This is a genomic window from Acinetobacter sp. YH16056_T, assembly GCF_024605895.1.
GTDB lineage: Bacteria > Pseudomonadota > Gammaproteobacteria > Pseudomonadales > Moraxellaceae > Acinetobacter > Acinetobacter amyesii.
The window spans coordinates 2345265-2371130 of record NZ_CP094545.1; the positions used below are offsets into that span (position 1 = coordinate 2345265).

The window sequence follows — 25866 nt, forward strand, 5'->3', positions numbered from 1 at the left end:
GGACTTATGTATAATTTGTAGTGTATTTCGTAAATGAATAATAGGCTAAGCATGTCTCAGATCGTTGAATACAATGAAGATAACGCCAGTGACTATGAATGGTTTGATGGTTTTGCCGTGATTCGCTTCTATGCAGACTGGTGCGCGCCCTGTGTACAGAACTTCCCAGTATTTGAGCAGTGCGCAAGTCAAATGTCAGCGCAGCATACACGGCTTAAATTTGGCAAAGTGAATATTGATTCCTCACCGATACTGACATTGCGTTATAACGTTTATGGACTACCCTCTACCTTGCTGTTTTATCGTGGGCAAGTGATTCAACGTATTGCAGGTGTCAAATCACTGACTGAATTAACAGCCATCATTCAAGATGCGATGCAGTCACACTCAACTCATGACTAAATAGATGTACCTTTTATTTGGATGCAGGCTCATTTGGTAGGCGTACAAACTTCATTAGCGTATTACGCACCAATGGCAACACGATCAAAATGAGCGGAAAAGCCATCATCCACGACATGCTCCATGCGCGTAGCCAAATGCCAAGAAAGCCTTCAACTAAGCCTTTATTCATCAGCATGTTAAAGCAGGAAATTGAACCGCTCATAATGCCGGACAGAATTAGGGGCATCAGCCAAGTCATATGTTTGGGATGAAATTTTGGGAGTTGATTCATCTGTAAATACCTATTATTCGTCTTGGGCTGCGTTCTGGGCTATTACGGTTTGTTTTAGTGTTTTCATAAATTGGCCGAAATGCGGCATGAAATCTTTAAACAAAGGATGGTCTTTATTTTCCAACAAGGTTTCACCAAACAGTTTCAGACCCACAGCAAAGGCTTTGGTCTTTTCATCATCTAACAATTGCGCTTTGGTCAAATGCTCCAGCACCTTAAACATGTCATCATGGTTATAGGCATTAAACTGCAACGCTTCGGTATACGTCGATGGATTGCCCTGTGCATCGGCAATATGTTTGAGCGTAATTTCATATTGATGCTGCTTCATTGTGTCACCTCCATACGACTGATTTCGACGGCTGCCTGATCGATTTTTTCTGCAATGGCATAGACCTGTTCAGGTGTTAGTTCACAGTGCTGAATTTTGATGCGCAGTGATGCTTTTAAGTTTTCCATCGCACGTTTGATATCGACGTACTGTTCGTTGTTATGAATCTGCTTGCGGGTATCAAAACGGCAGAGGATTTTCTCAACTGTGGCTTTTTCGGCATCCAGATGCGCTAAACCTGACTGCGTAACGCTGTATTGCTTACGGCCTTCCGCATTTAGTTCTGCATGTATGTATTGCTGTTCTTCTAGGTAATTCAGCGTTGGGTAAATCGTCCCTGTGCTTGGACTGTAACCGCCGCCTACGATTGCTCCGACATCTTTGATAATGTCATAGCTGAACTTAGGCGCTTGGGAGATGAGATGCAGCACCAATAGTTTCATGTGCCCTGCTTCAAACAGGCGTTTTCGGGTTTTAACTGGACTATCGGTACTGTCGAGAAGGTCTGAATTTGACATTGCAAAGATATACTTTAAGATTAATTAAGATATATCTTATATTAAATTGAAAAAATTACAACCCTACCTTAGATTGATCATAATTTTGTTGCTCTATACAGCTTTAGGATGTGGTGTTTAAGTCCTGTATATGCCTAATCATTTGGCGAGTGTATAAAATAGCCTTGTAAAGCAGTTTACTTGCCCGTTTAAGCGCTATGTAAATAAGTTGATTAAGCGATTCTATTTGAGTGAAATAAGCCCTGCTACAAACTGGCGTTTGCACATTTTGAAGGGGCTGTTGCTAGGCTAGCTGCGAGAAGATCTGAATTTGACATTGTAAAGATACAACTTAAGATTAATTAAGATAAATCTCATGGTAGTTAAAAAAAATTTAAAGCTTTTTATGATAGTTAATGAAATCAGCTATATAATTAAAAAAACTTTTGATTTATAAAAAATGGAAAACTTTACGTTAGATAGAAATTTTAGTCTTGTACCTGAATATTTAGATATTAATCACCTCATACAAGAAATTATGAATTATCGAGGTAAGTTTTTACACTTACAAAACGCGTTCTTACATTGCAAACATGAAGAAATGTTTATTTCTGAGTTAAATACCTCATACAAAGAGCATAAGCATAAATTGGAACGTACTTATTGTTATGGTAAAGCTTTATCAGAAGAATTAGCTTTCGAAATCGGTAATATAAACAATAAAGAATTACATCCAACGTTAAAAGCAATGATTGAAAATATTTCTAGAGAATTAAGAAAAAGTGAAAAATGGAACTTTATTGCTGATGAAGTCAAACAATATTAGATCTCTTTCATAAATCAAAAAACGATCTTCTTTTTGGTTAATATTTGCACTCCGGATTTCTTAGCATTCGTGCATAATCTGCGGATGAAATACATCGATTCAAACAAGCTTTCTGATCCTCAGTTCAAGCGATACACAGGCATCTCATGGTCAACTTTCTATTTGATGGTTGAGCAATTGAAGAAACATGTCCCTGCCAAAGGCAGACCGCCCAAGTTAAGCCTGGAAGACCAGGTTCTGCTCTGTCTAAGCTATTGGCGGGAATACCGAACCTTATTTCACGTTGCGACGAGCTACGGGGTTTCAGAGCCCACAGCCTCAAGAATTGTCCGTCATGTTGAAGACTGCCTGATTCGGTCCAATCTCTTTAATTTACCCAAAGATTTACCCGAGGGCGAAGGCATCGATTGGAATGTTGTGATCGTGGATGCCACAGAAATTCCAATCCAAAGGCCTAAAAAAACAGAAGAAAAGCTATAGCGGCAAGAAAAAGATCCACACTTTCAAAGTACAGGCCATCATTCATTATCAAACTCAAAAAATCCTGAGTTTATGTACGAGTCGTGGTGCCGTACATGATTTCGAACTCTTCAGACGTAACTTGAATCAGATTCCTGCAGGTGCATTTATCCTTGCGGATAAGGGTTATCAGGGAATTTATACAGTGTATCCAAATAGCTTGTTGCCATTAAAAGCAAAGAAGCGCTGTAAACTGGATTCCGAACTAAAAATCTATAATCAGGAAATCAATAAAAGAAGAATTGGAATTGAGCATGTATTTGGCAGTTTGAAAACCTTCAAAATTCTTGCTGAGCGATATCGCAATCGAGGCAAAAGACTAGCATTGAGATTCAATCTAATTGCTGGAATTTATAACTTGGAGCTGAGTGAAAAACGACTTATGAAAGAAATCTATTATGAATTACATAATATTGATATTTGGTCTCTGGAATATATGGATTCAAAGTATAGAGATATCTTCAAATACACCAATGAAATCCTAGATAAATTTGATATTTTAAAACAATCATTTACTTACAAAATTGAAAGCAATCAAATGACAGTTGAGGAAGCGTTTAAATCCATGACCCCCCATAATATTTCTATTCAAGGTAATCAAAATCAAATTCAGACAGGTTCAAATAATCAACAAATAGTAAATCAAAGTCAAAATACTCAAACTCCTGAAATCTTCGACAATCTTAAAGCTTTCATTGAAAAAATTGAGAATGTATCTGTGGCTGAAAAGAATCAATTTCAAATAGAGATTGATGACCTTAAATCAAACTATTCACAACCAACTTTTACAAGTAAATATAACACCTTTATGTCGAACGTTTCAGCGCATGTAACTATTGGTACTGCACTCTGGCAAAGTGGATTAATGCGCTTACTCTCAGCCTGTTTACCAACATAACCAAATAAAAAACCCGCCTTTTGGCGGGTCTTTTTTTAAATCAACTCAATCTATTACAGACGAACCAACTCAACAATTTTCTCAGCTACTTCTTCAGCAGTATCGAATGCATAAGTCACATCAGTGCCTTCGGTCGCATCTGTAATCACAACCACACCAGTTTCACGAACAAGCGCAACTTGCTCAGCAGAAAGACCCGCTTTCGCAATTGCAACCACACCTTGTTGAATCAATAAGCTTTCAATTGCTTGCGCATTTTCAAGGGCTTTTGCAGTAACAGTAACAGCTGCAGGTTTTTGACCTAAACGTGCAGCACGCGCTTCAGCAGTTACAGGTTCGTTGTGTGCAGTCCATTCCACTGCAGACTCAACCATACCCGCACCAACGGTCACGTTGCTTAAACGGTCAATAAAGATGAATGAACCTGTGTAACGACTGTCTTGGTAACGGTCAAATACCACTGGCGCATCAAACTCAATCGTTACATCTGCAATCGCATTCAGTTCAAGCTGTTCAACTTCCGTTTTTTCCAATGTGTTTACATTGGTACGGTAGTTGATTTTCGCAACTTTCGCAGGAATAGTTTGTGTACCAAACTTCACATTATACAGTTTGCCAACTACTAAAGGCGCATCTGTCATCCATACCACAGAGGCACGTGCAGAACGTGAAATTAATGGCTGTTCGCCCGCTTTTACCAACACGTTACCACGTGAAATATCAATTTCATCGTTCAGTGTTAAAGTTACCGCTTGACCTGCAACAGCATGGTCTAAGTTACCGTCAAAAGTCACGATTTCTTTAACAGTCGAAGACTTACCAGATGGTAATGCAGTAATGGTATCGCCAACTTTTACTTCACCAAGTGCAATCGTACCGCAGAAACCACGGAAGTCGAGGTTCGGACGGTTTACATATTGAACAGGGAAACGGAATTCGTGCTTGCTCGTATCATGCGAAATTTCAACAGTTTCCAAAGTCTCCATTAAAGTTTGACCTTGGTACCAAGGTGTAGATGGAGATTTGTTTACAACGTTATCACCATTCAACGCAGAAATTGGCGTGAAGATAATGTTCGCAGGTTTACGATCGCCCAATTGGTTTACGAACTCGTTGTACTCTGCTTGAATTTCATTGAAGCGCGCTTCAGAGAATTCAACCAAGTCCATTTTGTTCACTGCAACCACAATGTTGCGAATACCCAAAAGGCTTGCAATAAATGAGTGACGACGAGTTTGGGTTTGAACGCCATAACGCGCATCAATCAAGATGATCGCTAAATCGGCAGTCGACGCACCAGTCGCCATGTTACGTGTGTATTGCTCATGCCCTGGGGTGTCAGCAATAATGAACTTACGTTTTTCTGTAGAGAAATAACGGTAAGCCACGTCAATGGTAATACCCTGCTCACGTTCCGCTTGCAGGCCATCTACAAGTAAAGCCAAGTCAGGCGCATCACCCGTAGTACCGACTTTTTTAGAGTCACGAGTCACCGCTTGCAATTGATCTTCATAAATCAATTTTGAATCGTAAAGCAAACGACCAATTAGAGTCGATTTACCATCATCCACGTTACCGCAAGTGAGGAAACGTAGAAGGTCTTTATTTTCGTGTTGTTTTAAATACGCCAAGATGTCTTGGCTAATTAAATCTGATTGATGAGACATTGCTCAAAGCTCCACATATTCTTTTGAAATCGGTTTCTGAATCTTTTTAATCCCTCTAAATCTCCCTTTAAGAAAGGGAGACTTGGCTCCGTTCTTTCTCGGGAGTTCCCCCTCTTTCGTAAAGAGGGGGTTAGGGGGAGATTATGAGATTCTTAGAAGTAACCTTCCTGCTTTTTCTTTTCCATCGAACCTGCTTCGTCATGGTCGATCATACGACCTTGACGTTCAGATGTGGTGGCTAAAAGCATCTCTTGGATAATTTCCGGTAAAGTTGTTGCAGTTGATTCAACCGCACCTGTAAGTGGGTAACAACCTAAAGTACGGAAACGCACCGATTTCATTTGTGGCACTTCACCTTCGTTTAAACGCATACGCTCATCATCAACCATGATCAGTGTACCGTTACGCTCAACCACTGGACGTTCAGCAGCCAAGTACAAAGGAACCAATTTAATATTTTCGAGGTAGATGTATTGCCAAATATCCAACTCAGTCCAGTTAGACAATGGGAACACACGAATACTTTCGCCTTTGTTCACTTTACCATTGTAAAGATTCCAAAGTTCAGGACGTTGGTTTTTAGGGTCCCAACGGTGTTTAGTATCACGGAATGAGTAAACACGCTCTTTGGCACGAGATTTCTCTTCGTCACGGCGCGCACCACCGAAAGCCGCATCAAACTGATATTTATCAAGTGCTTGTTTTAAGCCTTGAGTTTTCATAATGTCAGTATATTTTGAGCTACCGTAATCGAACGGATTCACGCCTGCGTCTTTACCTTCTTTGTTTTGATGCACGATCAAATCAAAGCCATGCTCTTTTGCCATGTTGTCACGGAAAGTAATCATGTCTTTAAATTTCCAACCCGTGTCTACATGCAGTAGTGGGAATGGAAGTTTGGCAGGATAGAATGCTTTTAAAGCAAGATGCAGCATGACCGCTGAATCTTTACCGATTGAATACAGCATGACTGGGTTTTCGAACTCAGCAGCAACTTCACGGATGATATGAATACTCTCAGCTTCAAGCTGTTTAAGATGAGTAAGTCTTTCCTCATTTAATGACATGGACAACACCAGCTTAGAATATGTGTACTTATTACACTTTTAAAGATATATATACATTATAGTGATTAAGCTTTCATAACGATTGCTTGTTTTGTGATATTGATATTCTTATTCGTCATATACAAATTGTCTGATACTGCTTATCAATTTTAATTAATTTAATACAATAGACTTATCAATTTCATTATTATTCTAGTCCGAGATCCTTAAGTTTACGCAATTTTTTATCAATTAACTAATCGCTAAATCCTCTAAACAATCGGTATTCAAACTCGCTCAAAGTACCTAAAGTAGCTATATCACTCTCCAATAGTTATTGATATGCCATATAGTCACTATACGCTTGAAACCTTAAAGTCGCTGATAGAAGCAGCAGGTCTTGCTGGCTATATTTATCAGCATTCTTCACACATCCTCGTGCTCCAAGAAGCCTTAAATGATGACGGCAGCCCGCTGAATAACTTTATCCAACATGAGCTGAGTGCAGACCAAATTGGCCTTCAGTTCGGCCTACGACTTTTGGACAATAAACTCGAATTTTTGATTGGGGTGACTCATAGTAACCAAGATCGTGGCTATGAAATTGGCGCTGGCAATTTAAAGGCCGATCAACGTGCATTTAATCTGCTCTATGCTTTTTATAATTTCCCCAAAGCATTTTACTTAATCCACTTCCCGCTCGCAGCCAATAGCACCCAGTTAGAAGAAGAAATTGAAAAGCAACTGTTTCAACTTGAAAGCTTGGGCTTTTTAGACACCGCGATTAAAACCAATCCGATGGGCGAACAAGTGAAGTGGATGAAAACCTTTATTGTTCAAGCGGCATTAGATATGAAAGTACGCATTCAAACTTCATTGTTATAAAAACGGTTAAAGCCACCTAAAAAGCGCTCTATTGAACGCCAGTTCAAATCTCCATATGACATCGAAAGTCACGGCAAAGCCCTCAGCACTGCTGTGACGCTTATAAATTTACATTTCCTAACATTGTTTTCTGTGCCGTTTAACAGGCCATTTCTCTCCCTTGAGCACGACCACTTATATATCTGCAATTAGACTGAAAATTTGATTGATCACAATGACTTAAATCTTAAATGGGTAAAGCAGAAATACTATTAACTTTAGATTTAGATAATCCTGACTTAATTGATCACCTATTTTTAAAGAAAAACTTAGTAATAGCTCACATAAAAGCCGACTTTTTGTTAATCTGATCTGTAATTTTTTTACACAATTTCGACAGATAATGTTATTTTATTTACTGAAAAAAATTCGGCCAGAATTATTTTTTTTGATTTTTTATAAGCATAAATATAGAGATAAATATAATGTGGGAATTGTTTACTCACCCGTCTAATATCGTGTTTAGCATCAGTCTCTGCTTAATGTTCTTGTTTGGACTTTTTGAGATTGTGTTAACAATTTTAGGGGGTGGTTCTCAAGGCTTCTTAGATCAATTCCTACCTGAGGATGTTGGTCATAATGCAGAGCTAGGTGTAGATGCCGATGCAGGTATCGTGACACGTGTGCTCGATTGGTTGTATTTGGGTCGTATTCCACTGTTTGTATGGCTCATCATTTTCTTATGTGTCTATAGTTTATTGGGCTTTGCTATTCAAGCCATCGTTAACCAAATGACCAGTATGATGTTCAGTGCATGGATTATTGCACCAGCCTGTATTTTTCTGTGCATGCCCTTCGTACGTTTTAGCGCAATGCTCATTGCCCGTATTTTACCGCAAGATGAAACCACTGCCATTTATAGTGATGAATTGATCGGTAGAACGGCCACGATCATTTTGGGTGATGCACGACCCCAGTCTCCTGCTCAAGCCAAAGTCAAAGATCAACACGGATTGACCCATTATATTTTGGTTGAACCTGAACAAGATGAAATTTTCAGCCAAGGTCAATCAGTGGTTTTAACCCAAAAAACAAATGTAGGCTTTCAAGCCACCATGCTCTAAATTTTGAATGAATTGATGCTCGATCAGTTCTTCTAACACCATATAAATACATTTAACGCATCATTCCTTCTGTAAATCTCGAAGTCATGATGAGTCAACAAAATACTGATTTTTAAACCAAACTTGTTAGCACTTTAGAGGGTTAACTTGAACTACAACAAAAGAGATAAACGTCCATGTTAGACATTATTCCAAGCGGTATCCTTGTTTCAGTCGGGATAATTTTTGCCGCACTTATTTTTATTGGTTTTATTATTGCTCGACTTTATCGTCGCTCAAGTAAAGAAATTTCATTTGTGCGTACAGGCTTCGGCGGTGAAAAAGTGATTTTAGGTGGCGGTGCTATTGTGCTTCCTGTGCTGCATGAAATTATTCCAGTCAATATGAACACCCTACGTCTTGAAGTACGCCGTGCAGATGACCAAGCGCTGATTACACGTGACCGTATGCGTGTCGATGTGATGGCGGAGTTCTATGTCCGTGTGAAACCAACCGCAGATTCGATTGCTACCGCAGCACAAACGCTAGGTCAAAAGACCATGTCGCCAAATGAGTTAAAGAATTTGGTTGAAGGCAAATTTGTTGACTCATTACGTGCAGTTGCCGCAGAAATGGCGATGGAAGAGTTGCATGAAAAACGCGTCGACTTCGTACAAAAAGTTCAGCAAGTGGTGTCTGAAGATTTACATAAAAACGGTTTGGAACTTGAAACTGTTTCATTAACTGGCTTAGACCAAACAGGCTTTAAATACTTTAACCCACAAAATGCGTTCGATGCTGAAGGTTTAACTAAACTGACAGAAACCATTGAAGACCGTCGTCGTAAACGTAATGCGATTGAACAAGATGCAGATCTTGCAATTAAGACCAAGAACTTAGAAGCAGAACAAGCACGTCTACAAATTTTGCGTGAAGAAGAATATGCAAAACTGCAACAAGAACGTGAAATTTCAATCCGTCGTGCAGAACAGCTTGCAGAAATTGCATCACAAGAAGCTGCTAAAAAACGTGAAGCCGAAGAAGCGCGTATTGCTGCTGAACGTGAAGTTGACTTAAAGCGTATTACTGCTGCACGTGACGTTGAAAATCAAAATATTCAAAAGTCACAAATTATTCAGCAAGCCCAAGTGGAACAAAAGAAAACCATTGAATTGGCTGAGCAAGACCGTGCCATTGCCATTGCTGAAAAATCTCGTGCTGAATCTGAAGCTAAAGCACATGCCGATCAAGCACGTGCTCAAGCGGTAAAAGCCGAAGAAGAAGTCATTACCGTTCGTCAGATCCAACAAGCTGAACGTCAAAAAGCTGTCGAATTAGTCTCTGCGAAAGAAAAAGCGGAGAAAGATGCGATTGCCATTACTGTCGCGGCAGAAGCAGGTAAACAAGCAGCAGCAGATGATGCAGAAGCTATCCGTATTGCAGCTGAAGCCGAAGCTGAAAAAGTTCGCTTAAAAGCCAAAGGTGAAGCTGACGCAAAAGTTCTCTTGGCTCAGGCGATGGAAAAACAATACCAAGTTGATGCTGAAGGTACACGTGCAGTGAACGAAGCAAACAACGTATTGTCATCTGAACAGGTTGAAATGCAAATTCGTTTAGCGATGCTGAAATACTTACCTGAAATCATTCGCGAAAGTGTGAAACCAATGGAAAACATTGATGACATTAAGATTTTGCAAGTGAATGGCCTAAATGGTGGTCATGCAGGTTCTTGCCAAGGTGATGCTCACCACGAAGGTAGTGGTAATGTTGCCTTGTCAGACCAAGTGGTGAATAGCGCCCTACGCTACCGCAGCCAGGCCCCACTGATTGATAGCTTGATGAGTGAGCTCGGTATCCAAGGTGGCGATATTAACGGTTTAACTCAGAGCTTAAAAACCAGCAAAAACTAAGTTTTTGATTGAGATAGGGCTCCATCAAATCTCTTTATTCAGAAGTGATTGCTTGAGCAACACATTCTAAATGAATTAATAAGCAGTGTCCGCACTGCTTTTTAATGGCTTAGATACTTGTACTTATGGGCATACAATTTCTCAAAGAAATGAACAGCATTTTCTGTCTTATCAGGGCGCTTTTAATGGTTTCTAACATTTATATTTCGCATCACAGCCTGATGTTAAATCAATGAACAAATGGCGTATTTCATAAAAATACTCATTTAGAAGCTATAGAGCAAACAGCATAAAATTATGAAACAAAATATTTAAAATCAATTAATTGATATATCCTTCTCATCTTACAGAATAAGATATTTACTTCTATATATTCAGCTCGATAACATTTTGTTCTATCTATTGTTTTTATAAAACTTGGAAATTGCTTATTAAATTGAAAATAGGGCCTAACAAGGTTTTTGCACTTCAAACCATCAACTAAAAAATAATAGCTGACTATAGATGTATATGCTCATGTAGATTTTCTTAAAAAAATTTCATCACTGAGATAGCAAATTTCACCAATTTTAAAGCTCCCCCTTCTCATATTCCTGATCTACCATCCTTTGTATAAGGCTTGAGAAAATTACAAATAAAATAATTTCTATTGAAAATATTAGGCTTCATCCAAGTAAAAAAGCTCTTTGATGATAAAGATCCATTAAAAATCTCAATTAAATTAGTTATTTTCCCTAAAATCAATATACTGCACGCTATACGAAATTATTTTTAAAAATCATAAACCTATGACCATCCCCGCAATCATCACATATTCGGATTATTATGTGTTCTTTACATTTCATAGTTATTGAACAACCAATATTCCATCCGTTTATGCAGCGTCACTGCACCCCAAAGCAGAACACATAGCCATGCCCTTATGGCTTTTGCATAGCGGCTGAAATACGCTTTTTTTTGCGTAAAAAAAAAAGAGAATCCGAAGATTCTCTTTTGATGTTTAAGTATGGCGATTAAACCAAACCTTTGCCTTTCAGCACTTCGTACATGGTCGAACCTAATTCAGCAGGACTACGGGTATAGGCCATTCCGGCTTTTTCAAAAGCAGCAAATTTCTCTTCTGCTGTACCTTTACCGCCCGAAATGATCGCGCCTGCATGTCCCATACGTTTACCTTTTGGTGCAGTCACACCCGCGATATAACCGACAACAGGCTTAGTTACATTCGACTGGATATATTCAGCCGCTTCTTCTTCTGCTGTACCACCAATCTCACCAATCATGATGATCGCTTCAGTTTGCGGGTCGTCTTGGAACAGCTTTAAGCAATCAATTTGGTTCATGCCCGGAATTGGATCTCCCCCAATACCGATACACGTCGACTGACCTAGACCCAGCTTCGTGGTTTGCGCTACAGCTTCATAGGTCAGAGTCCCTGATCGCGAGATAATGCCGATTTTACCCGGCTGATGAATATGCCCCGGCATAATACCGATCTTACATTCACCCGGAGTAATAATCCCTGGACAGTTCGGACCAATTAGACGTGCATTATTACCATAGGTTTCTAGGTAACGTTTAGCTTTTAGCATATCGAGTGTAGGCACACCTTCCGTAATCACAACGATCAGCTCAACACCCGAATCAATCGATTCAATAATTGAATCTAGGACAAATGGTGCCGGTACATAAATCGAGGTTGCCGTTGCACCCGTTTCACGTACCGCTTCTTTCATGGTATTGAATACGGGCAGATTCAAATGTTGTGTACCGCCTTTACCCGGAGTCACCCCACCAACCACTTTTGTGCCGTAAGCAATAGATTGTTCTGAATGAAATGTGCCGTTTTTACCGGTAAAACCTTGTACCAATACTTTGGTGTCTTTATTAACTAATACGCTCATGATCTCTACTCCCTTAGCCTTTTACCGCAGCAACGATTTTTTCTGCAGCATCGGCCAAGCCATTTGCAGAAATCAATTTCAAACCTGATTCATCAAGTAATTTTGCACCCAACTCTGCATTGTTCCCTTCTAAACGAACAACCACAGGTACAGTCACATTTACTTCTTGAACCGCTGCAATAATTGCTTCAGCAATCATGTCACAACGTACAATCCCACCAAAAATGTTGATTAATACACCTTGTACAGAACTATCGGCCAAAATGATTTTAAAGGCTTCAATTACGCGTTCTTTGGTCGCGCCACCGCCTACATCTAGGAAGTTTGCAGGTTGACCACCATAGAGTTTAATGATGTCCATGGTTGCCATCGCTAGGCCAGCACCATTGACCATACAACCAATATTGCCTTCTAAGGCAACATAGTTCAAATCAAATTCTGATGCTTTCAGCTCACGCTCATTTTCTTGCGATTTATCACGTAACGCTGCGATTTCAGGTAAACGGTATAAGGCATTTGAATCGATGCCAATTTTTGCATCCACACATAAAATCTCGCCATTTTCACGTACAGATAACGGGTTAATTTCAAATAAAGCAAAATCATTTTCAATGAATGCTTGATAGGCAGCAGACATGATTTTGACAAATTGATTCACTTGACCATCTTTTAGGTTTAAAGCAAATGCCACTTCACGTGCTTGGAATGGTAACAATCCAACTAAAGGATCAACTTCAACTTTAATAATTTTTTCTGGGGTTTCTTCTGCAACTTTCTCAATTTCCACACCACCTTCAGTCGATGCCATAAAGGTCACACGGCGGCTAGAACGGTCAACCACAGCACCTAGGTACAATTCACGCTCTACAGGATAGACATCTTCAGACACCAAAATACCGCTGACTGGCTGACCTAATGCATCTGTTTGATAAGTGACTAAGCGTGAACCGACCATTTGGTTCACATAATCAGTGGCTTCTTGCGCAGATTTTACCACTTTTACGCCGCCCGCTTTACCGCGGCCACCTGCATGGACTTGGGCTTTGAGTACCGCAAACTTACCACCCAGTTGCTCAAAAGCTTTGACTGCTTCTTCTGCGGTTGTTACAAATACGCCTTCTTGGACTGGCATACCATATTTTTTTAATAACGCTTTAGCTTGATATTCGTGTAGATTCATTGAACAACCTTTTACTCTTTTTTCGCTTTGTTATGACCCATTAAAGCCCAGACATCCGTCAAAGCAGCTTTAACCTTTTTTAAATCTTAAAATATTTCTTATCTTTATTTTTAGATGATTATTCAAATTAAAACAACCATCTGAAACAAAAAAGAGCGGCCTAAGCCGCTCTTTTTACATCTTATTTACGTTTACGCTGAATCGCGTGAATCGCACGTCCATCGACTGCAAGCGCAGCTTCGTGAACGACTTCAGAGAATGTCGGGTGACCAAAAGTCATTAACTGTAGGTCTTCAACACTTGATACAAACTCAAGTGCAATCATACCTTGGTGTACGATATCAGACGCTGCAGGTCCAATCACGTGCATACCAAGTAGACGATCTGTTTTCGCATCAGCAACAAACTTAACAAAGCCTGCGTTTTCACCAGCAGCCATTGCACGACCATTCGCAGCAAAGCCAAATTGACCAGTCTTCACTTCATGGCCTTTTTCTTTCGCTTGCTCTTCTGTTAAACCAACCCACGCCGCTTCTGGGTGTGTGTAGATGACAGAGATAATAGTATCGTAGTTCACTTGAGCTGCGTGACCGTGCATACGTTCAACAGCCATTACGCCTTCTTCCATTGCTTTATGTGCAAGCATTGGACCACGTACCAAGTCACCAATTGCGTATACACCTTCAACCGAAGTTGCACACCAATCGTTTACTTCAACTAGACCGCGTTCAGTGAGTTTAATGCCTGAATCTTCAGCCAATAAACCTTCTGCATATGCTTTACGGCCAACACAAACGATCAATTTATCGAAAGTTTGAGTTTTGTCTTCGCCACCTTGCGTATACTTAACAGTAACTTCACGGCCATTTACTTCTGTACCAGCAACTTTAGCGCCAACACGGATATCAAGACCTTGTTTAGTCAATACTTTTTGGTAGTCTTTTGCCAAAGCTTTATCAGCCATTGGTAAGAATGCATCCATTGCTTCAAATACAACAACTTCAGCACCTAGACGACGCCAAACAGAACCAAGCTCTAGACCAATGACACCCGCGCCAATTACGCCAAGACGTTTAGGCACTTCTGGGAACTCAAGCGCACCAGTAGAGTCAACAATAATGTCTTGGTCTACAGGAGCAACTGGAATATTGACTGGCACAGAACCCGATGCAAGGATTACATATTTAGGTTCTAAAATTTGAGTTTCACCTTCGTGAGATACAAACTCAACTTTCTTACCTGCAAGTAATTTACCTGTACCTTTTAACCATTCGATACCATTGCCTTTAAGTAGGCCATCAATACCCATCGTCAATTGGTTAACAATTTTGTCTTTACGATCAAGCAGTTTTGCAAGATCAAATTTCACTTCACCAGTTGTAATACCGTGGTCATCTAAGTGATGAACGGTATCTTCATAGCGGTGAGATGAATCAAGTAATGCTTTAGATGGGATACAACCCACGTTTAAGCAAGTACCACCTAAAGATGGTTTACCTTTATGAATACGTTTTTCAATACAAGCTACTTTAAAGCCTAATTGAGCAGCGCGGATAGCAGCCTCATAACCACCAGGACCGCCACCAATAACAACTAAATCAAATTGAGACATGTGTATCTCCAAAAATGGGCTTAGAGGATCGCTCTAAGCCCATTGCATTATTCTGAAGTATTAAAGATCAAGGATTAGCTTAGCTGGTTCTTCTAACAATTCTTTGATTGTTACAAGGAAGCCTACTGCTTCTTTACCATCGATTAGACGGTGGTCATAAGAAAGCGCTAAGTACATCATTGGCAAGATTTCAACTTGACCATTTACAGCCATAGGACGTTCTTGGATTTTATGCATACCCAAAATCGCAGTTTGTGGCGTATTTAAGATAGGTGTAGAAAGCAAAGAACCGAAAGTACCACCATTAGTAATAGTGAATGTACCGCCAGTCATATCTTCAATACCCAATTTACCATCACGCGCTTTACCAGCGTATGCACGGATACCATTTTCAACTTCAGCATAGTTCATGCGGTCAGTGTCACGAAGAACTGGAACTACTAGACCACGGTCGCTTGATACAGCAACACCGATGTCGTAGAAACCGTGATAAACGATGTCATTACCATCAATCGAAGCGTTTACAGCTGGGTAGCGTTTAAGTGCTTCAGTTGCCGCTTTAACGAAGAATGACATGAAGCCAAGACGTGCACCATGACGCTTTTCAAAAGCATCTTTGTATTGCGCACGCATTTCCATGATTGGTTTCATGTTTACTTCGTTGAACGTAGTCAACATTGCAGTTTCTTGAGTTGCAGCAAGTAGACGTTCAGCAACACGCTTACGAAGACGAGTCATAGGAACACGTTTTTCGATACGTTCACCAACAGCAACGCTTAATGGCGCAGCAGCAGGAGCAGCTGGTTTAGCTTGATGGTTTGCAACATCTTCTTTAGTGATGCGACCGCCACGGCCAGTGCCAGCAACGTCAGCAGCAGCAATGCCAGACTCAGTCAATGCTTTACGCACTGCAGGAGCTTGATCAGCAACAGGTTGAGCACGTTCAACAACAGGAGCAGCGCCCGCTTGAGTTTGCGCAGCAGCTTGTTCTACTTTCTCTTCTGATTGAACAGCTTGAGTTTGAGCAGCGCCAGAAGCAGCACCTTCTTCAAAAGTCGCAATCACTTCGTTCGATAAAACTGTATCGCCTTCGTTTTTAACAATTGCAGAAATCGTACCGTCAGCAGGAGCTACAACTTCTAAAACAACTTTATCTGTTTCAATATCACAAATCACTTCGTCACGTGATACTGCTTCACCTGGTTGTTTGTGCCAAGTTGCAACTGTACCGTCAGCAACTGACTCTGGGAATACCGGTGCTTTAATTTCGGTTGCCATTATTAAGAATCTCCTGTTATTCAGCTACGATAGCTAAAGCATCATTTACGAGCTGAGCTTGTTGTTTTGCGTGCAAATATGGTGAACCACAAGCCGGTGCAGCAGAAGCTTCACGACCTGCATAACTAATACGAACTTGTTTGCCCGCTTTCATCACGTCGTCATACAGACGCGGAGCGATGAATAACCATGCACCTTGGTTCTTCGGTTCTTCTTGAGCCCAAACCAATTCTTTAACATTTGGATATTGTGCAAGAACTTCAGCAAGACGTGCTTCTGGGTACGGATACAATTGTTCAATACGAACGATTGCTGTGTTGTTCAATTCTTTTTCACGACGTTTTTCAAGTAAGTCGTAGTAAACCTTACCACCACAAAGCACTAGACGAGTTACGTCTGACTTGTTGATGTTGTCGATTTCGTCGATCACAGTTTGGAATGAACCATTTGCAAGTTCTTCTAATGTAGAAGTTGCAAGTTTGTGACGAAGAAGAGACTTCGGTGAAGTCACGATCATTGGTTTACGGATTGGACGAAGTGCTTGACGACGCATCGCATGGTAAATCTGCGCTGGTGTAGTCGGTGTGATCACTTGCATGTTTTCTTCAGCACATAGCTGTAAGAAACGCTCTAAACGAGCTGATGAATGCTCAGGACCTTGACCTTCAAAGCCATGTGGAAGAAGCATAGTCAGACCGCATACACGTTCCCACTTAGTTTCGCCAGACGCGATGAACTGATCGATTACAACCTGTGCACAGTTTGCGAAGTCACCAAATTGCGCTTCCCAAATGACAAGGCTCTTCGGAAGAGTCGTTGCATAACCGTATTCGAATGCAAGAACCGCCATTTCTGACAATAATGAGTCATAAATAGCTGTACGTGGTTGGTTTTCTTTCAAGTTACATAATGGAATGTAAGTTGAACCATCTACTTGGTTATGAAGTTTTGCATGACGGTGTGAGAATGTACCACGACCTACGTCTTCACCTGTTAAACGAACAAGGAAACCTTCATCTAGAAGAGACGCGTAAGCTAATGTTTCAGCAGCACCCCAGTTCAATGGCATTTCACCAGTCTGCATTTTCAGACGGTCATCAATCACTTTAGCAACCTGACGTTGCATCACGAAGCCTTCTGGAAGCTCGCGCATTTTCGCACCAAGCTCTTTTAGACGTTCGATTGGGAAAGTGGTATCCCATTTATCTGTGTATTCGTGGCCTAAGTAAGGTTTCCAGTCCACAAACATTTTTGTGTTTGGCTCAAGTACCAACGCATTTGCAACGTGTTTACCTGCTTCAAGGTCAGAACGATACTGTTCAACCATTGCATCAGCAGAAGCACGATCAAGAACACCTTCTTGTACAAGCTTGTCAGCATAAAGCGTACGTGTAGTCGCTTTTTTATTGATGATTTGATACATCATTGGCTGAGTTGCAGCTGGCTCGTCGGCTTCGTTATGACCACGACGACGGTAGCAGAACATATCGATTACAACGTCTTTACGGAATGTATGACGAAAATCGTGTGCCAATTGAGAAACAAATAATACAGATTCAGGATCATCACCGTTCACATGGAAGATCGGTGCTTGGATCATTTTCGCGATGTCAGTACAGTATTCTGTAGAACGCGCATCACGTGGGTCAGACGTTGTGAAACCAACTTGGTTGTTCACGACGATATGAACTGTACCACCCACGGTATAACCGCGAGTTTGTGACATTTGGAAGGTTTCTTGGTTTACACCTTGACCTGCAAATGCAGCATCACCGTGAACGATGATTGGTAATACATCATCACCACCGATATCTTTACGACGTACTTGACGTGCGCGTACAGAACCTTCAACTACAGGTCCAACGATTTCTAAGTGTGATGGGTTAAACGCTAATGCCAAGTGAACTTCGCCACCCGGAGTCATAACGTTTGAAGAGAAACCTTGGTGGTATTTAACGTCACCAGAGCCTTTTTTATGAAGTGCTTTACCTTCGAACTCACCAAATAGGTCAGCTGGGTTTTTACCCATGATGTTTACAAGAAGGTTTAAACGGCCACGGTGAGGCATACCGATAACCACTTCTTTACAACCGACTGAACCCGCGCGTTGAATAAGTTCATTCACCATAGGAATGAAAGACTCACCACCTTCAACACCGAAACGTTTCGCACCAACGAATTTGTTACCAAGGTATTTTTCTAGGCCTTCAGCTGCAGTTAGACGTTCAAGGATATGTTTTTTCTGGTCTGCAGTGTAGCCAAATTGACCACGAGTACCTTCAAGGCGTTGTTGAATCCAACGTTTTTCTTTGGTATCAACAATGTGCATGTATTCAACACCAATCGAAGCAGTATAAGTTGCTTCCATTGCTTGAACCATTTCACCAAGTGTTGCTTCAGACTTACCGATTGCAAGGTTACCTGTATTAAATACAGTATCTAAGTCAGACTGAGTTAAACCATGCGCAGCAAGATCTAGATCAGGCACGATTTCACGTTTTGCAAGACCTAGTGGATCTAATTTTGCGTTTTGATGACCACGGTTACGGTATGCAGCGATCAACTGTAATACACCGATTTGACGGCGTTCATGCTCAGAACTTACTGCACTTTGCACTACTGGCTGAACACGGCTTGAATTACGGCCTAATAATAGGAATTGCTCACGTACATTGCTGTGTGGTTGATCACCTTTCGGGAATTTATCGAAGTATTCACGCCAATCAGCCTCTACTGAGTCTGGAGCCGTTAGATACTGCTCATAAAGTTCTTCAATATACGCTGCACTGTCAGCGCTAAGTTCAGTGTCAAGACGCAGTGCGTCAGCAACTTCTTGCATTTGTGGACCCATTTCCTATTGCAAAACATTTCAGGATGCTTTTTAAGCGAACCCATGATTAGTAATGTCAAATTGGTAATATGACATTAGTCCCCATTAGGCTTAAGCCTTGAGGCGTTATCACTACATTAGGATTACCCAATGTGATTAATGAACAATAACGCCCTCAGCGGCATCATTACTCATTGAGAAATACCCGACATAAATCGGGCAATTTTTGCAAATCGTCTTAGAAAAAATAAAATTTGCACCATTATCTTTTCTAAAGCGACTTTATTAACATTTATATACCGTCTACAGCGCTTAAATTGTAGAAAAAATGTACCCAATTCAAAGTCATTTTTTACATATAGTGATACTTTAAATGCTAACACGTTCGAGCATTTTCAATTGATTTTTTTGACACATACCTCTCATAAATTAGCGAAATACACTGTTTGTATTTTCATCTATGATATGGTGCTACATATAAAATGATCTTTCAATTAAGACAAAAGTCTACGTTCGATTTTTACCTCATCTCATATACAAAAACAAAAGAGAGCTGACATTCCTATCCTCTCTCTTTTTACTACGTTACATAATAACATCTTCTAATCCTTTTGACAGACTTGAACGAGCGTTTCATCAATAAATAACCATTTATCTATCACTTTATACTTTTAATTCACTACGTTTCTATGAAATCCATTTATAGCACTCTGCAATGACAGCGAATAACTTTCACTATCATCATTTTTATATATGACAAAAAAAGCGCACCCAATGGTGCGCTTTTTTTTTACTGCTAAATCTATTAACCAAGATCTAAAAGCATATTACGGATGTGACCGATTGCTTTAGTTGGGTTAAGACCCTTAGGACATACAGATACACAGTTCATGATACCTTTACAACGGAACAATGAGAATGGGTCATCAAGACGAGCCAAACGCTCTTGAGTTGCTGTATCACGAGAGTCAATGATGAAGCGATATGCGTTCAACAATGCTGAAGGACCCAAGAACTTGTCTGGGTTCCACCAGAATGATGGACATGAAGTTGAACAACATGCACAAAGAATACATTCGTACAAACCATCTAAGTGTTCACGCTCTTCAGGAGACTGCAAACGCTCTTTAGGAGGTGCAGGCTGATTGTTGATTAGGAACGGATGGATTTTATTGTACTGATCGTAGAACTGATTCATATCTACAACCAAGTCTTTAATAACTGGAAGACCTGGAAGTGGACGAATTGTAATCACTTCTGGTAAGTCGTTTAGGTTCCAAAGACACGCTAAACCATTTTTACCATTGATGTTTACACCATCAGAACCACAAATACCTTCACGACATGAACGACGGAATGTTAATGATTCGTCTTGTACTTTTAATGCTAGAAGCGCATCAAGCAACATACGGTGCTTGTCAGTCAACTCTAGTTTAAAAGTTTGCATGTACGGAGCTGTATCCTTATCAGGATCGTAGCGGTAGATATTAAATGTACGAGTACCTCTACTCATCTTACTTCTCCCAATTAGAATGTACGTGGTTTAGGCGGAATAGCATCTACAGATAAAGGCTTGTAACGTACTGGTTTGTACTCAAGACGGTTATCTACAGAGAACCATAAAGTGTGTTTCATCCACTCATCATCACGACGACCGTATGGGTAGTCAGCATGATCAGGTGGTAATTCAAAATCTACCACTGTATGCGCACCACGACATTCTTTACGCGCAGCCGCAGAAATCAGTGTCGCTTTCGCAACTTCATACAGGTTTTCAACTTCTAGAGCTTCAACACGCGCTGTGTTAAATACTTTAGATTTGTCTTTCAAGTGAATGTTACGTACACGTGGTTCGATCGCAAGAATCTGTTTCACACCCTCTTCAAGAAGTGCAGATGTACGGAATACACCAGCGTGATCTTGAACGATGTCACGGATTGCATCTGCAACTTCTTGAGCATTTTCACCAGAAGTTGATTCATCAAGATGACGAACACGATTCAAAGTTTTTTCAAGAACAGTTGTAGGAAGCGGTGCATATTCATCACCGTGGTGTTTAGTTACATAGTCAACAATATGTTCACCAGCAGCTTTACCAAATACAACCAAGTCAAGCAATGAGTTTGTACCTAGACGGTTAGCACCGTGTACAGATACACATGAACATTCACCAATTGCATAGAAACCTTTCACTGGTTTAGTGAAATCACGGTCACCCGCATTGTGTGAGTACACACCAGTTTCTTTATTGTAGTTCGCAACCAAAGCTTCAGTTTCACGAGATACAGGAACAACCACTTGACCATGAATATTTGTAGGAATACCACCCATTTGGTAATGGATTGTAGGTACTACAGGAATTGGCTCTTTAGTGATGTCAACGTTCGCGAATTTCTTACCAATCTCAAATACAGATGGAAGACGTTTCATGATTGTTTCAGCACCAAGATGCGTCATATCAAGCAAGATGTAGTCTTTCTTAGGACCACAGCCACGACCTTCTTTAATTTCTTGGTCCATTGAACGTGATACGAAGTCACGAGGTGCCAAGTCTTTAAGTGTCGGAGCATAACGTTCCATGAACGGCTCACCAGCATCGTTACGAAGGATCGCACCTTCACCACGACAACCTTCTGTCAACAATACGCCTGCGCCCGCAACACCTGTTGGGTGGAATTGCCAGAATTCCATATCTTGCAATGGAATACCTGCACGAGCTGCCATACCAAGACCGTCACCAGTATTGATATAAGCGTTAGTAGATGCACGGTAAACACGACCAGCACCACCAGTAGCGAACAATGTTGCTTTACCTTGGAATACTGCAATTTTACCTGTTTCTTGGTCAATTGCTGTCACACCAAGCACATCACCCTCTTCATTACGGATCAAATCAAGTGCGATCCATTCAACGAAGAATTGAGTACCCATTTTCACGTTGCTTTGATAAAGCGTGTGAAGAAGTGCGTGACCTGTACGATCGGCAGCAGCACATGCACGTGGAACTGGTTTTTCACCATAGTTCGCAGCATGACCACCAAACGGACGTTGGTAAATTGTACCGTCAGCATTACGGTCGAATGGCATACCTAGGTGTTCAAGCTCATATACAACTTGAGGCGCTTCACGAGTCATAAACTCAATTGCGTCTTGGTCACCTAACCAGTCAGAACCTTTAACTGTATCGTAGAAGTGGTAGTGCCAGTTATCTTCTTGCATGTTACCAAGAGATGCACCAATACCACCCTGCGCTGCAACAGTGTGTGAACGAGTTGGGAATACTTTAGTCAGTACAGCAACTTTCAAACCAGCTTGAGCAAGTTGGTAAGAAGCACGCATACCTGAACCACCACCACCAACGATGACTGCATCGAAAGTTAGGTGTGGAATATTTGTGTAATCTTCTTTAGGGGTTATAGCGCCCATGATATTTTCCTATCAATTTGCCCAAAAAATCTGGATCGCCCAGATCGCGTATGCAAATACTGCAACAATCACTGCAGAAGTCAGCACTAAACGCAGACCGTTTGCTGAAGGACCCATTTGACGAGTAGTCACATAGTCAGTGAATACTTGCCACATACCAATCCAAGCATGCGCAACAAGAGATAAGACAGACAATAAAGACATAATCTTCATTGGTGTTGTCATCATAAAGCCATACCATTGCTCAAAAGTGAATCCGCTATTGCAAAGGATCCAGCCCAGTACAACAATAGTATAAACAGCCAATACAACGGCACTTACACGCTGGATAAACCAATCGCGAGAACCTGATCCTGTTAAACCTGTAGCACTTTTCATTAGAGAACAATCCATACAAATGCTGCAACAATACCGATTGCAGACAAGATCAATGAAATAGTAGCTGCGATACGACCACTTTGAAGTTCTTCAGCAACGCCAAGATCTGCAAATAGATGCTTGATACCACCGATAAGGTGATAAATTAAGCCGGCTACAAATACCCATACGACAAAACGCACAATAAAGCTATCAAACACAGCTTGAACTTGCGCAAAACCTTCAGGTGAAGATAAAGATTTGTCTAAAATCCAAAGAAGGACCGGTACGAGTAAAAATACGATAACACCTGATAGACGGTGTAAAATTGATGCAATAGCCACAGGGGATTTTAAGTTTACGTCTAAAACTTGACCCATGGACAAATTGACAGGTCTGTTGCTTTTCACAGCGGGCATCCTGTAAGTAAAAACTCCATCCGGAGTTTGTTGGAATTAATTCGTAGGAAAGCTAGCATAGTCAGACATTACAATATAATAAACTCTGCAGCTGTCTGATCTTATAAACGACAGGGAATTATAAAACGTGAACTTTCAAAACACAAACGAAGACAATTAGGAATTTTGCAAAATATCCTTAAATAAGAATCATTAACAATAACTTTTCTAAAAAAAAATACCTTATTTATCTAAGAAAATCATACTATGTTGTTGGTTTTAATCAGTTAAATGTAAATTTAACTTATTGTTTTTGTGTGTATATAGCGATTTAAACTTTTAGACTAAAGATGAACAAATCTAAATCTTTCTTTTCCCACTACATTTTAAAATCTTCCAACACATTCGCCAAGCCATAATCATAAAAATAAATGTGCATCATTTTCTCAAATGATAAAACTGAAAGATCATGAAACGAAATAAGAACTTAGTCTGTGCATAAAAATCTCAACAACAGCAAATCTGTTTAATAAAACGCCATTTTTTACCTTTCAAATGACAAAAATGATCATTTATTAAGCTTTTAAAGGCGTTTAATTAACTATTTTTTAACCAAACGAACTTTTTTTTAAGTACGATTAAGTCGTTTTAATTATGAATAAGAAAAAAGCAATTTAGAGCCACAGATGTGTGTAAGTTACGAAAATTATAATAATTTAATGAAATAGCGGTCTTGTAATTCATATTTGTTTCAGAGTTTTTAAGAATTAAAAATTGCTTACAATTAAGGCAATAGGCTTTTTTTAATCTGCACCTCCCCTGCAAATTGACTTATTATACTGCGTCGGCACTGTGATTTTACTCATTTTTTAAGCGGATGAATTGTGCTTCATTTCAAGGAATGATCCTCAATTTATATCCATAAGTATAATTGACAAAATTTCAGTTCCCTCTAATCTTAGAGCAAATTTTTGATCCGTCTGATTCTCGCATTAAAAGATTAGTACTGAGTCAGATAAAACATTCACCAGGACAGGAGATCTATTGAATGTCTGAAGCAACTGGCAAAAAAGCCGTTTTACAGCTTGATGGCAAAGAAATTGACTTACCAATTTACAGTGGCACTCTAGGCCCAGATGTAATTGACGTTAAAGATGTGTTGGCCGCAGGTCACTTTACTTTTGATCCTGGTTTTGTCTCAACGGCTGCTTGTGAATCTAAAATCACTTTCATTGACGGCGGTAAAGGTGTTCTTCTACACCGTGGCTACCCAATCGACCAGCTTGCTACTAAAGCAGACTACTTAGAAACTTGCTACCTTCTTTTGAACGGCGAGCTTCCTACTGCTGAACAAAAACAAGAATTCGATGCTAAAGTTCGTAACCACACTATGGTTCACGATCAAGTTGGCCGTTTCTTCAATGGTTTCCGTCGTGACGCTCACCCTATGGCGATCATGTGTGGTGTTGTTGGTGCGCTTTCTGCGTTCTATCACAACGGTTTCGATGTTGAAAACATTGATCACCGCGAAATCACTGCTATTCGCTTAATCGCTAAAGTTCCTACTTTAGCTGCTTGGACTTACAAATACACAGTAGGCCAACCATTCGTTTACCCACGTAACGACTTAAGCTACGCAGAAAACTTCTTGTACATGATGTTTGCTACTCCTGCAGACCGTGATTACAAAGTTGACCCTATTCTTGCTAAAGCAATGGACCGTATCTTCACGCTTCATGCTGACCACGAACAAAACGCGTCTACTTCTACAGTACGTCTTGCTGGTTCTACTGGCGCTAACCCATACGCATGTATCGCTGCGGGTATCGCGGCTCTATGGGGACCTGCTCACGGCGGCGCGAACGAAGCTGTTCTTAAGATGCTTGATGAAATCGGCACTGTAGAAAACGTTGCTCCGTTCATGGAAAAAGTGAAAACTAAAGAAGTTAAACTTATGGGCTTCGGTCACCGAGTTTACAAAAACTTCGATCCACGTGCGAAAGTAATGAAAGAGACTTGTGACGAAGTGTTAACTGCACTTGGTATCAACGATCCACAACTTGCTTTGGCTATGGAACTTGAACGTATTGCGCTTTCTGACGAATACTTCATCAAACGTAACCTATACCCTAACGTAGACTTCTACTCAGGTATCATCCTTAAAGCGATTGGTATCCCAACAGAAATGTTTACTGTAATCTTCGCTCTTGCACGTACTGTTGGTTGGATCAGCCACTGGTTAGAAATGCACAGCGCACCTTACAAAATCGGTCGTCCTCGTCAGCTTTACACTGGCGAAACTCAACGCGATATCCAAGGTCGTTAATTCGAAAGAATTGTGCGAATCTAAAAACCGTCCCTTTGGGGCGGTTTTTTTATGCAACTAGATTTATTTTGCGCTATTAAACACCCCCATCTGACTGAATTTTCCAACTCAATCATTAGATAAAACGATGCCTCACAAGCTATAAAGTATGGTGTTTATTGCTGAGTGTATTTTAAATCGCCATTTTCTAGAAAATCTCACACTGTTTCATCAGATAT

Annotated in this window: 22 protein-coding genes and 1 pseudogene; 9 read left to right on the forward strand and 14 right to left on the reverse strand. The window is 40.4% G+C overall.

Translation table 11 applies throughout. The features are described 5' to 3' along the window. Positions 1 to 51: 51 nt before the first annotated feature. Positions 52 to 402 (forward strand): co-chaperone YbbN, encoded by a 351-nt coding sequence (locus MST17_RS11600; protein ID WP_180026652.1) that lies wholly within the window; start codon positions 52 to 54, stop codon positions 400 to 402. 13 nt (positions 403 to 415) lie between these two features. On the opposite strand, the gene MST17_RS11605 is transcribed toward MST17_RS11600, so the two are convergent. The 3 genes from MST17_RS11605 to MST17_RS11615 are packed head-to-tail and all read right to left on the reverse strand — an operon-like array spanning position 416 to position 1525. Then, positions 416 to 676, reverse strand: coding sequence for a DUF2798 domain-containing protein (locus tag MST17_RS11605; RefSeq protein WP_180026651.1), 261 nt, complete (start codon positions 674 to 676; stop codon positions 416 to 418). Between the two features lie 13 nt (positions 677 to 689). Further along, the gene (locus MST17_RS11610; protein ID WP_180026650.1) at positions 690 to 1007 is read right to left on the reverse strand and encodes a DUF3861 domain-containing protein; all 318 of its coding nucleotides are present in this window, start codon (positions 1005 to 1007) and stop codon (positions 690 to 692) included. Further along, a complete protein-coding gene (locus MST17_RS11615) occupies positions 1004 to 1525 on the reverse strand; it encodes a PadR family transcriptional regulator (RefSeq protein ID WP_180026649.1) in 522 nt (173 codons plus the stop codon). Before MST17_RS11615 ends, MST17_RS11610 begins: the two co-directional genes overlap by 4 nt. A gap of 107 nt (positions 1526 to 1632) precedes the next feature. Between MST17_RS11615 and MST17_RS17160 the strand changes: the two are divergent. From MST17_RS17160 to MST17_RS11630, 4 genes and pseudogenes are all read left to right on the forward strand, one after another. Continuing rightward, positions 1633 to 1817: pseudogene (locus MST17_RS17160) on the forward strand (hypothetical protein); the annotation flags it as partial. Positions 1818 to 1964: 147 nt separating this feature from the next. Further along, positions 1965 to 2330 (forward strand): hypothetical protein, encoded by a 366-nt coding sequence (locus MST17_RS11620; RefSeq protein ID WP_180026648.1) that lies wholly within the window; start codon positions 1965 to 1967, stop codon positions 2328 to 2330. An 84-nt stretch (positions 2331 to 2414) separates the two neighbouring features. Next, positions 2415 to 2810, forward strand: coding sequence for a transposase family protein (locus tag MST17_RS11625; RefSeq protein ID WP_071851480.1), 396 nt, complete (start codon positions 2415 to 2417; stop codon positions 2808 to 2810). Further along, entirely contained in the window at positions 2758 to 3747 is a 990-nt protein-coding gene (locus tag MST17_RS11630) for a transposase family protein (protein WP_257246864.1), read from the forward strand. Before MST17_RS11625 ends, MST17_RS11630 begins: the two co-directional genes overlap by 53 nt. 53 nt (positions 3748 to 3800) lie before the next feature. On the opposite strand, the gene cysN is transcribed toward MST17_RS11630, so the two are convergent. Beyond that, entirely contained in the window at positions 3801 to 5414 is a 1614-nt protein-coding gene (cysN, locus tag MST17_RS11635; RefSeq protein ID WP_180026462.1) for a sulfate adenylyltransferase subunit CysN, read from the reverse strand. A gap of 152 nt (positions 5415 to 5566) precedes the next feature. Next, positions 5567 to 6481, reverse strand: coding sequence for a sulfate adenylyltransferase subunit CysD (cysD, locus tag MST17_RS11640; RefSeq protein ID WP_078189893.1), 915 nt, complete (start codon positions 6479 to 6481; stop codon positions 5567 to 5569). Between the two features lie 321 nt (positions 6482 to 6802). On the opposite strand from cysD, the gene MST17_RS11645 reads away from it, so the two are divergent. The 3 genes from MST17_RS11645 to MST17_RS11655 all read left to right on the forward strand — a co-directional run bounded on the left by MST17_RS11645 (position 6803) and on the right by MST17_RS11655 (position 10337). Further along, positions 6803 to 7345, forward strand: a complete 543-nt coding sequence (locus tag MST17_RS11645; protein WP_180026463.1) for a hypothetical protein — start codon at positions 6803 to 6805, stop codon at positions 7343 to 7345. Between the two features lie 464 nt (positions 7346 to 7809). After that, on the forward strand, positions 7810 to 8448 hold the full coding sequence (locus MST17_RS11650; RefSeq protein ID WP_180007473.1) for a YqiJ family protein: 639 nt from the start codon (positions 7810 to 7812) through the stop codon (positions 8446 to 8448). 176 nt (positions 8449 to 8624) lie between these two features. Further along, positions 8625 to 10337: a flotillin family protein gene (locus MST17_RS11655; protein ID WP_168379214.1), complete on the forward strand. Its 1713-nt coding sequence runs from the start codon at positions 8625 to 8627 to the stop codon at positions 10335 to 10337. A 1013-nt stretch (positions 10338 to 11350) separates the two neighbouring features. On the opposite strand, the gene sucD is transcribed toward MST17_RS11655, so the two are convergent. The 9 genes from sucD to sdhC all read right to left on the reverse strand — a co-directional run bounded on the left by sucD (position 11351) and on the right by sdhC (position 23343). Then, positions 11351 to 12241, reverse strand: a complete 891-nt coding sequence (gene sucD, locus MST17_RS11660; protein ID WP_168379215.1) for a succinate--CoA ligase subunit alpha — start codon at positions 12239 to 12241, stop codon at positions 11351 to 11353. 13 nt (positions 12242 to 12254) lie between these two features. After that, the gene (gene sucC / locus MST17_RS11665) at positions 12255 to 13421 is read right to left on the reverse strand and encodes an ADP-forming succinate--CoA ligase subunit beta (RefSeq protein WP_168379216.1); all 1167 of its coding nucleotides are present in this window, start codon (positions 13419 to 13421) and stop codon (positions 12255 to 12257) included. Between the two features lie 181 nt (positions 13422 to 13602). Beyond that, positions 13603 to 15033 (reverse strand): dihydrolipoyl dehydrogenase, encoded by a 1431-nt coding sequence (gene lpdA, locus MST17_RS11670; protein WP_078189903.1) that lies wholly within the window; start codon positions 15031 to 15033, stop codon positions 13603 to 13605. A 60-nt stretch (positions 15034 to 15093) separates the two neighbouring features. After that, positions 15094 to 16311: a 2-oxoglutarate dehydrogenase complex dihydrolipoyllysine-residue succinyltransferase gene (gene odhB / locus MST17_RS11675; protein ID WP_078192990.1), complete on the reverse strand. Its 1218-nt coding sequence runs from the start codon at positions 16309 to 16311 to the stop codon at positions 15094 to 15096. 16 nt (positions 16312 to 16327) lie between these two features. Then, entirely contained in the window at positions 16328 to 19150 is a 2823-nt protein-coding gene (locus MST17_RS11680) for a 2-oxoglutarate dehydrogenase E1 component (RefSeq protein ID WP_180026502.1), read from the reverse strand. A gap of 796 nt (positions 19151 to 19946) precedes the next feature. Continuing rightward, complete coding sequence (locus tag MST17_RS11685; RefSeq protein WP_180026464.1) at positions 19947 to 20654, reverse strand: succinate dehydrogenase iron-sulfur subunit; 708 nt, start codon at positions 20652 to 20654, stop codon at positions 19947 to 19949. A gap of 14 nt (positions 20655 to 20668) precedes the next feature. Further along, positions 20669 to 22567, reverse strand: coding sequence for a succinate dehydrogenase flavoprotein subunit (sdhA, locus tag MST17_RS11690; protein WP_180026465.1), 1899 nt, complete (start codon positions 22565 to 22567; stop codon positions 20669 to 20671). Between the two features lie 12 nt (positions 22568 to 22579). Further along, a complete protein-coding gene (sdhD, locus tag MST17_RS11695; RefSeq protein WP_078192992.1) occupies positions 22580 to 22945 on the reverse strand; it encodes a succinate dehydrogenase, hydrophobic membrane anchor protein in 366 nt (121 codons plus the stop codon). Continuing rightward, entirely contained in the window at positions 22945 to 23343 is a 399-nt protein-coding gene (sdhC, locus tag MST17_RS11700; protein ID WP_078192993.1) for a succinate dehydrogenase, cytochrome b556 subunit, read from the reverse strand. The genes sdhD and sdhC overlap by 1 nt, the downstream gene beginning before the upstream one ends. A 1027-nt stretch (positions 23344 to 24370) precedes the next feature. Between sdhC and gltA the strand changes: the two genes are divergently transcribed. Then, complete coding sequence (gltA, locus tag MST17_RS11705; protein ID WP_078189909.1) at positions 24371 to 25648, forward strand: citrate synthase; 1278 nt, start codon at positions 24371 to 24373, stop codon at positions 25646 to 25648. Positions 25649 to 25866: the final 218 nt, after the last annotated feature.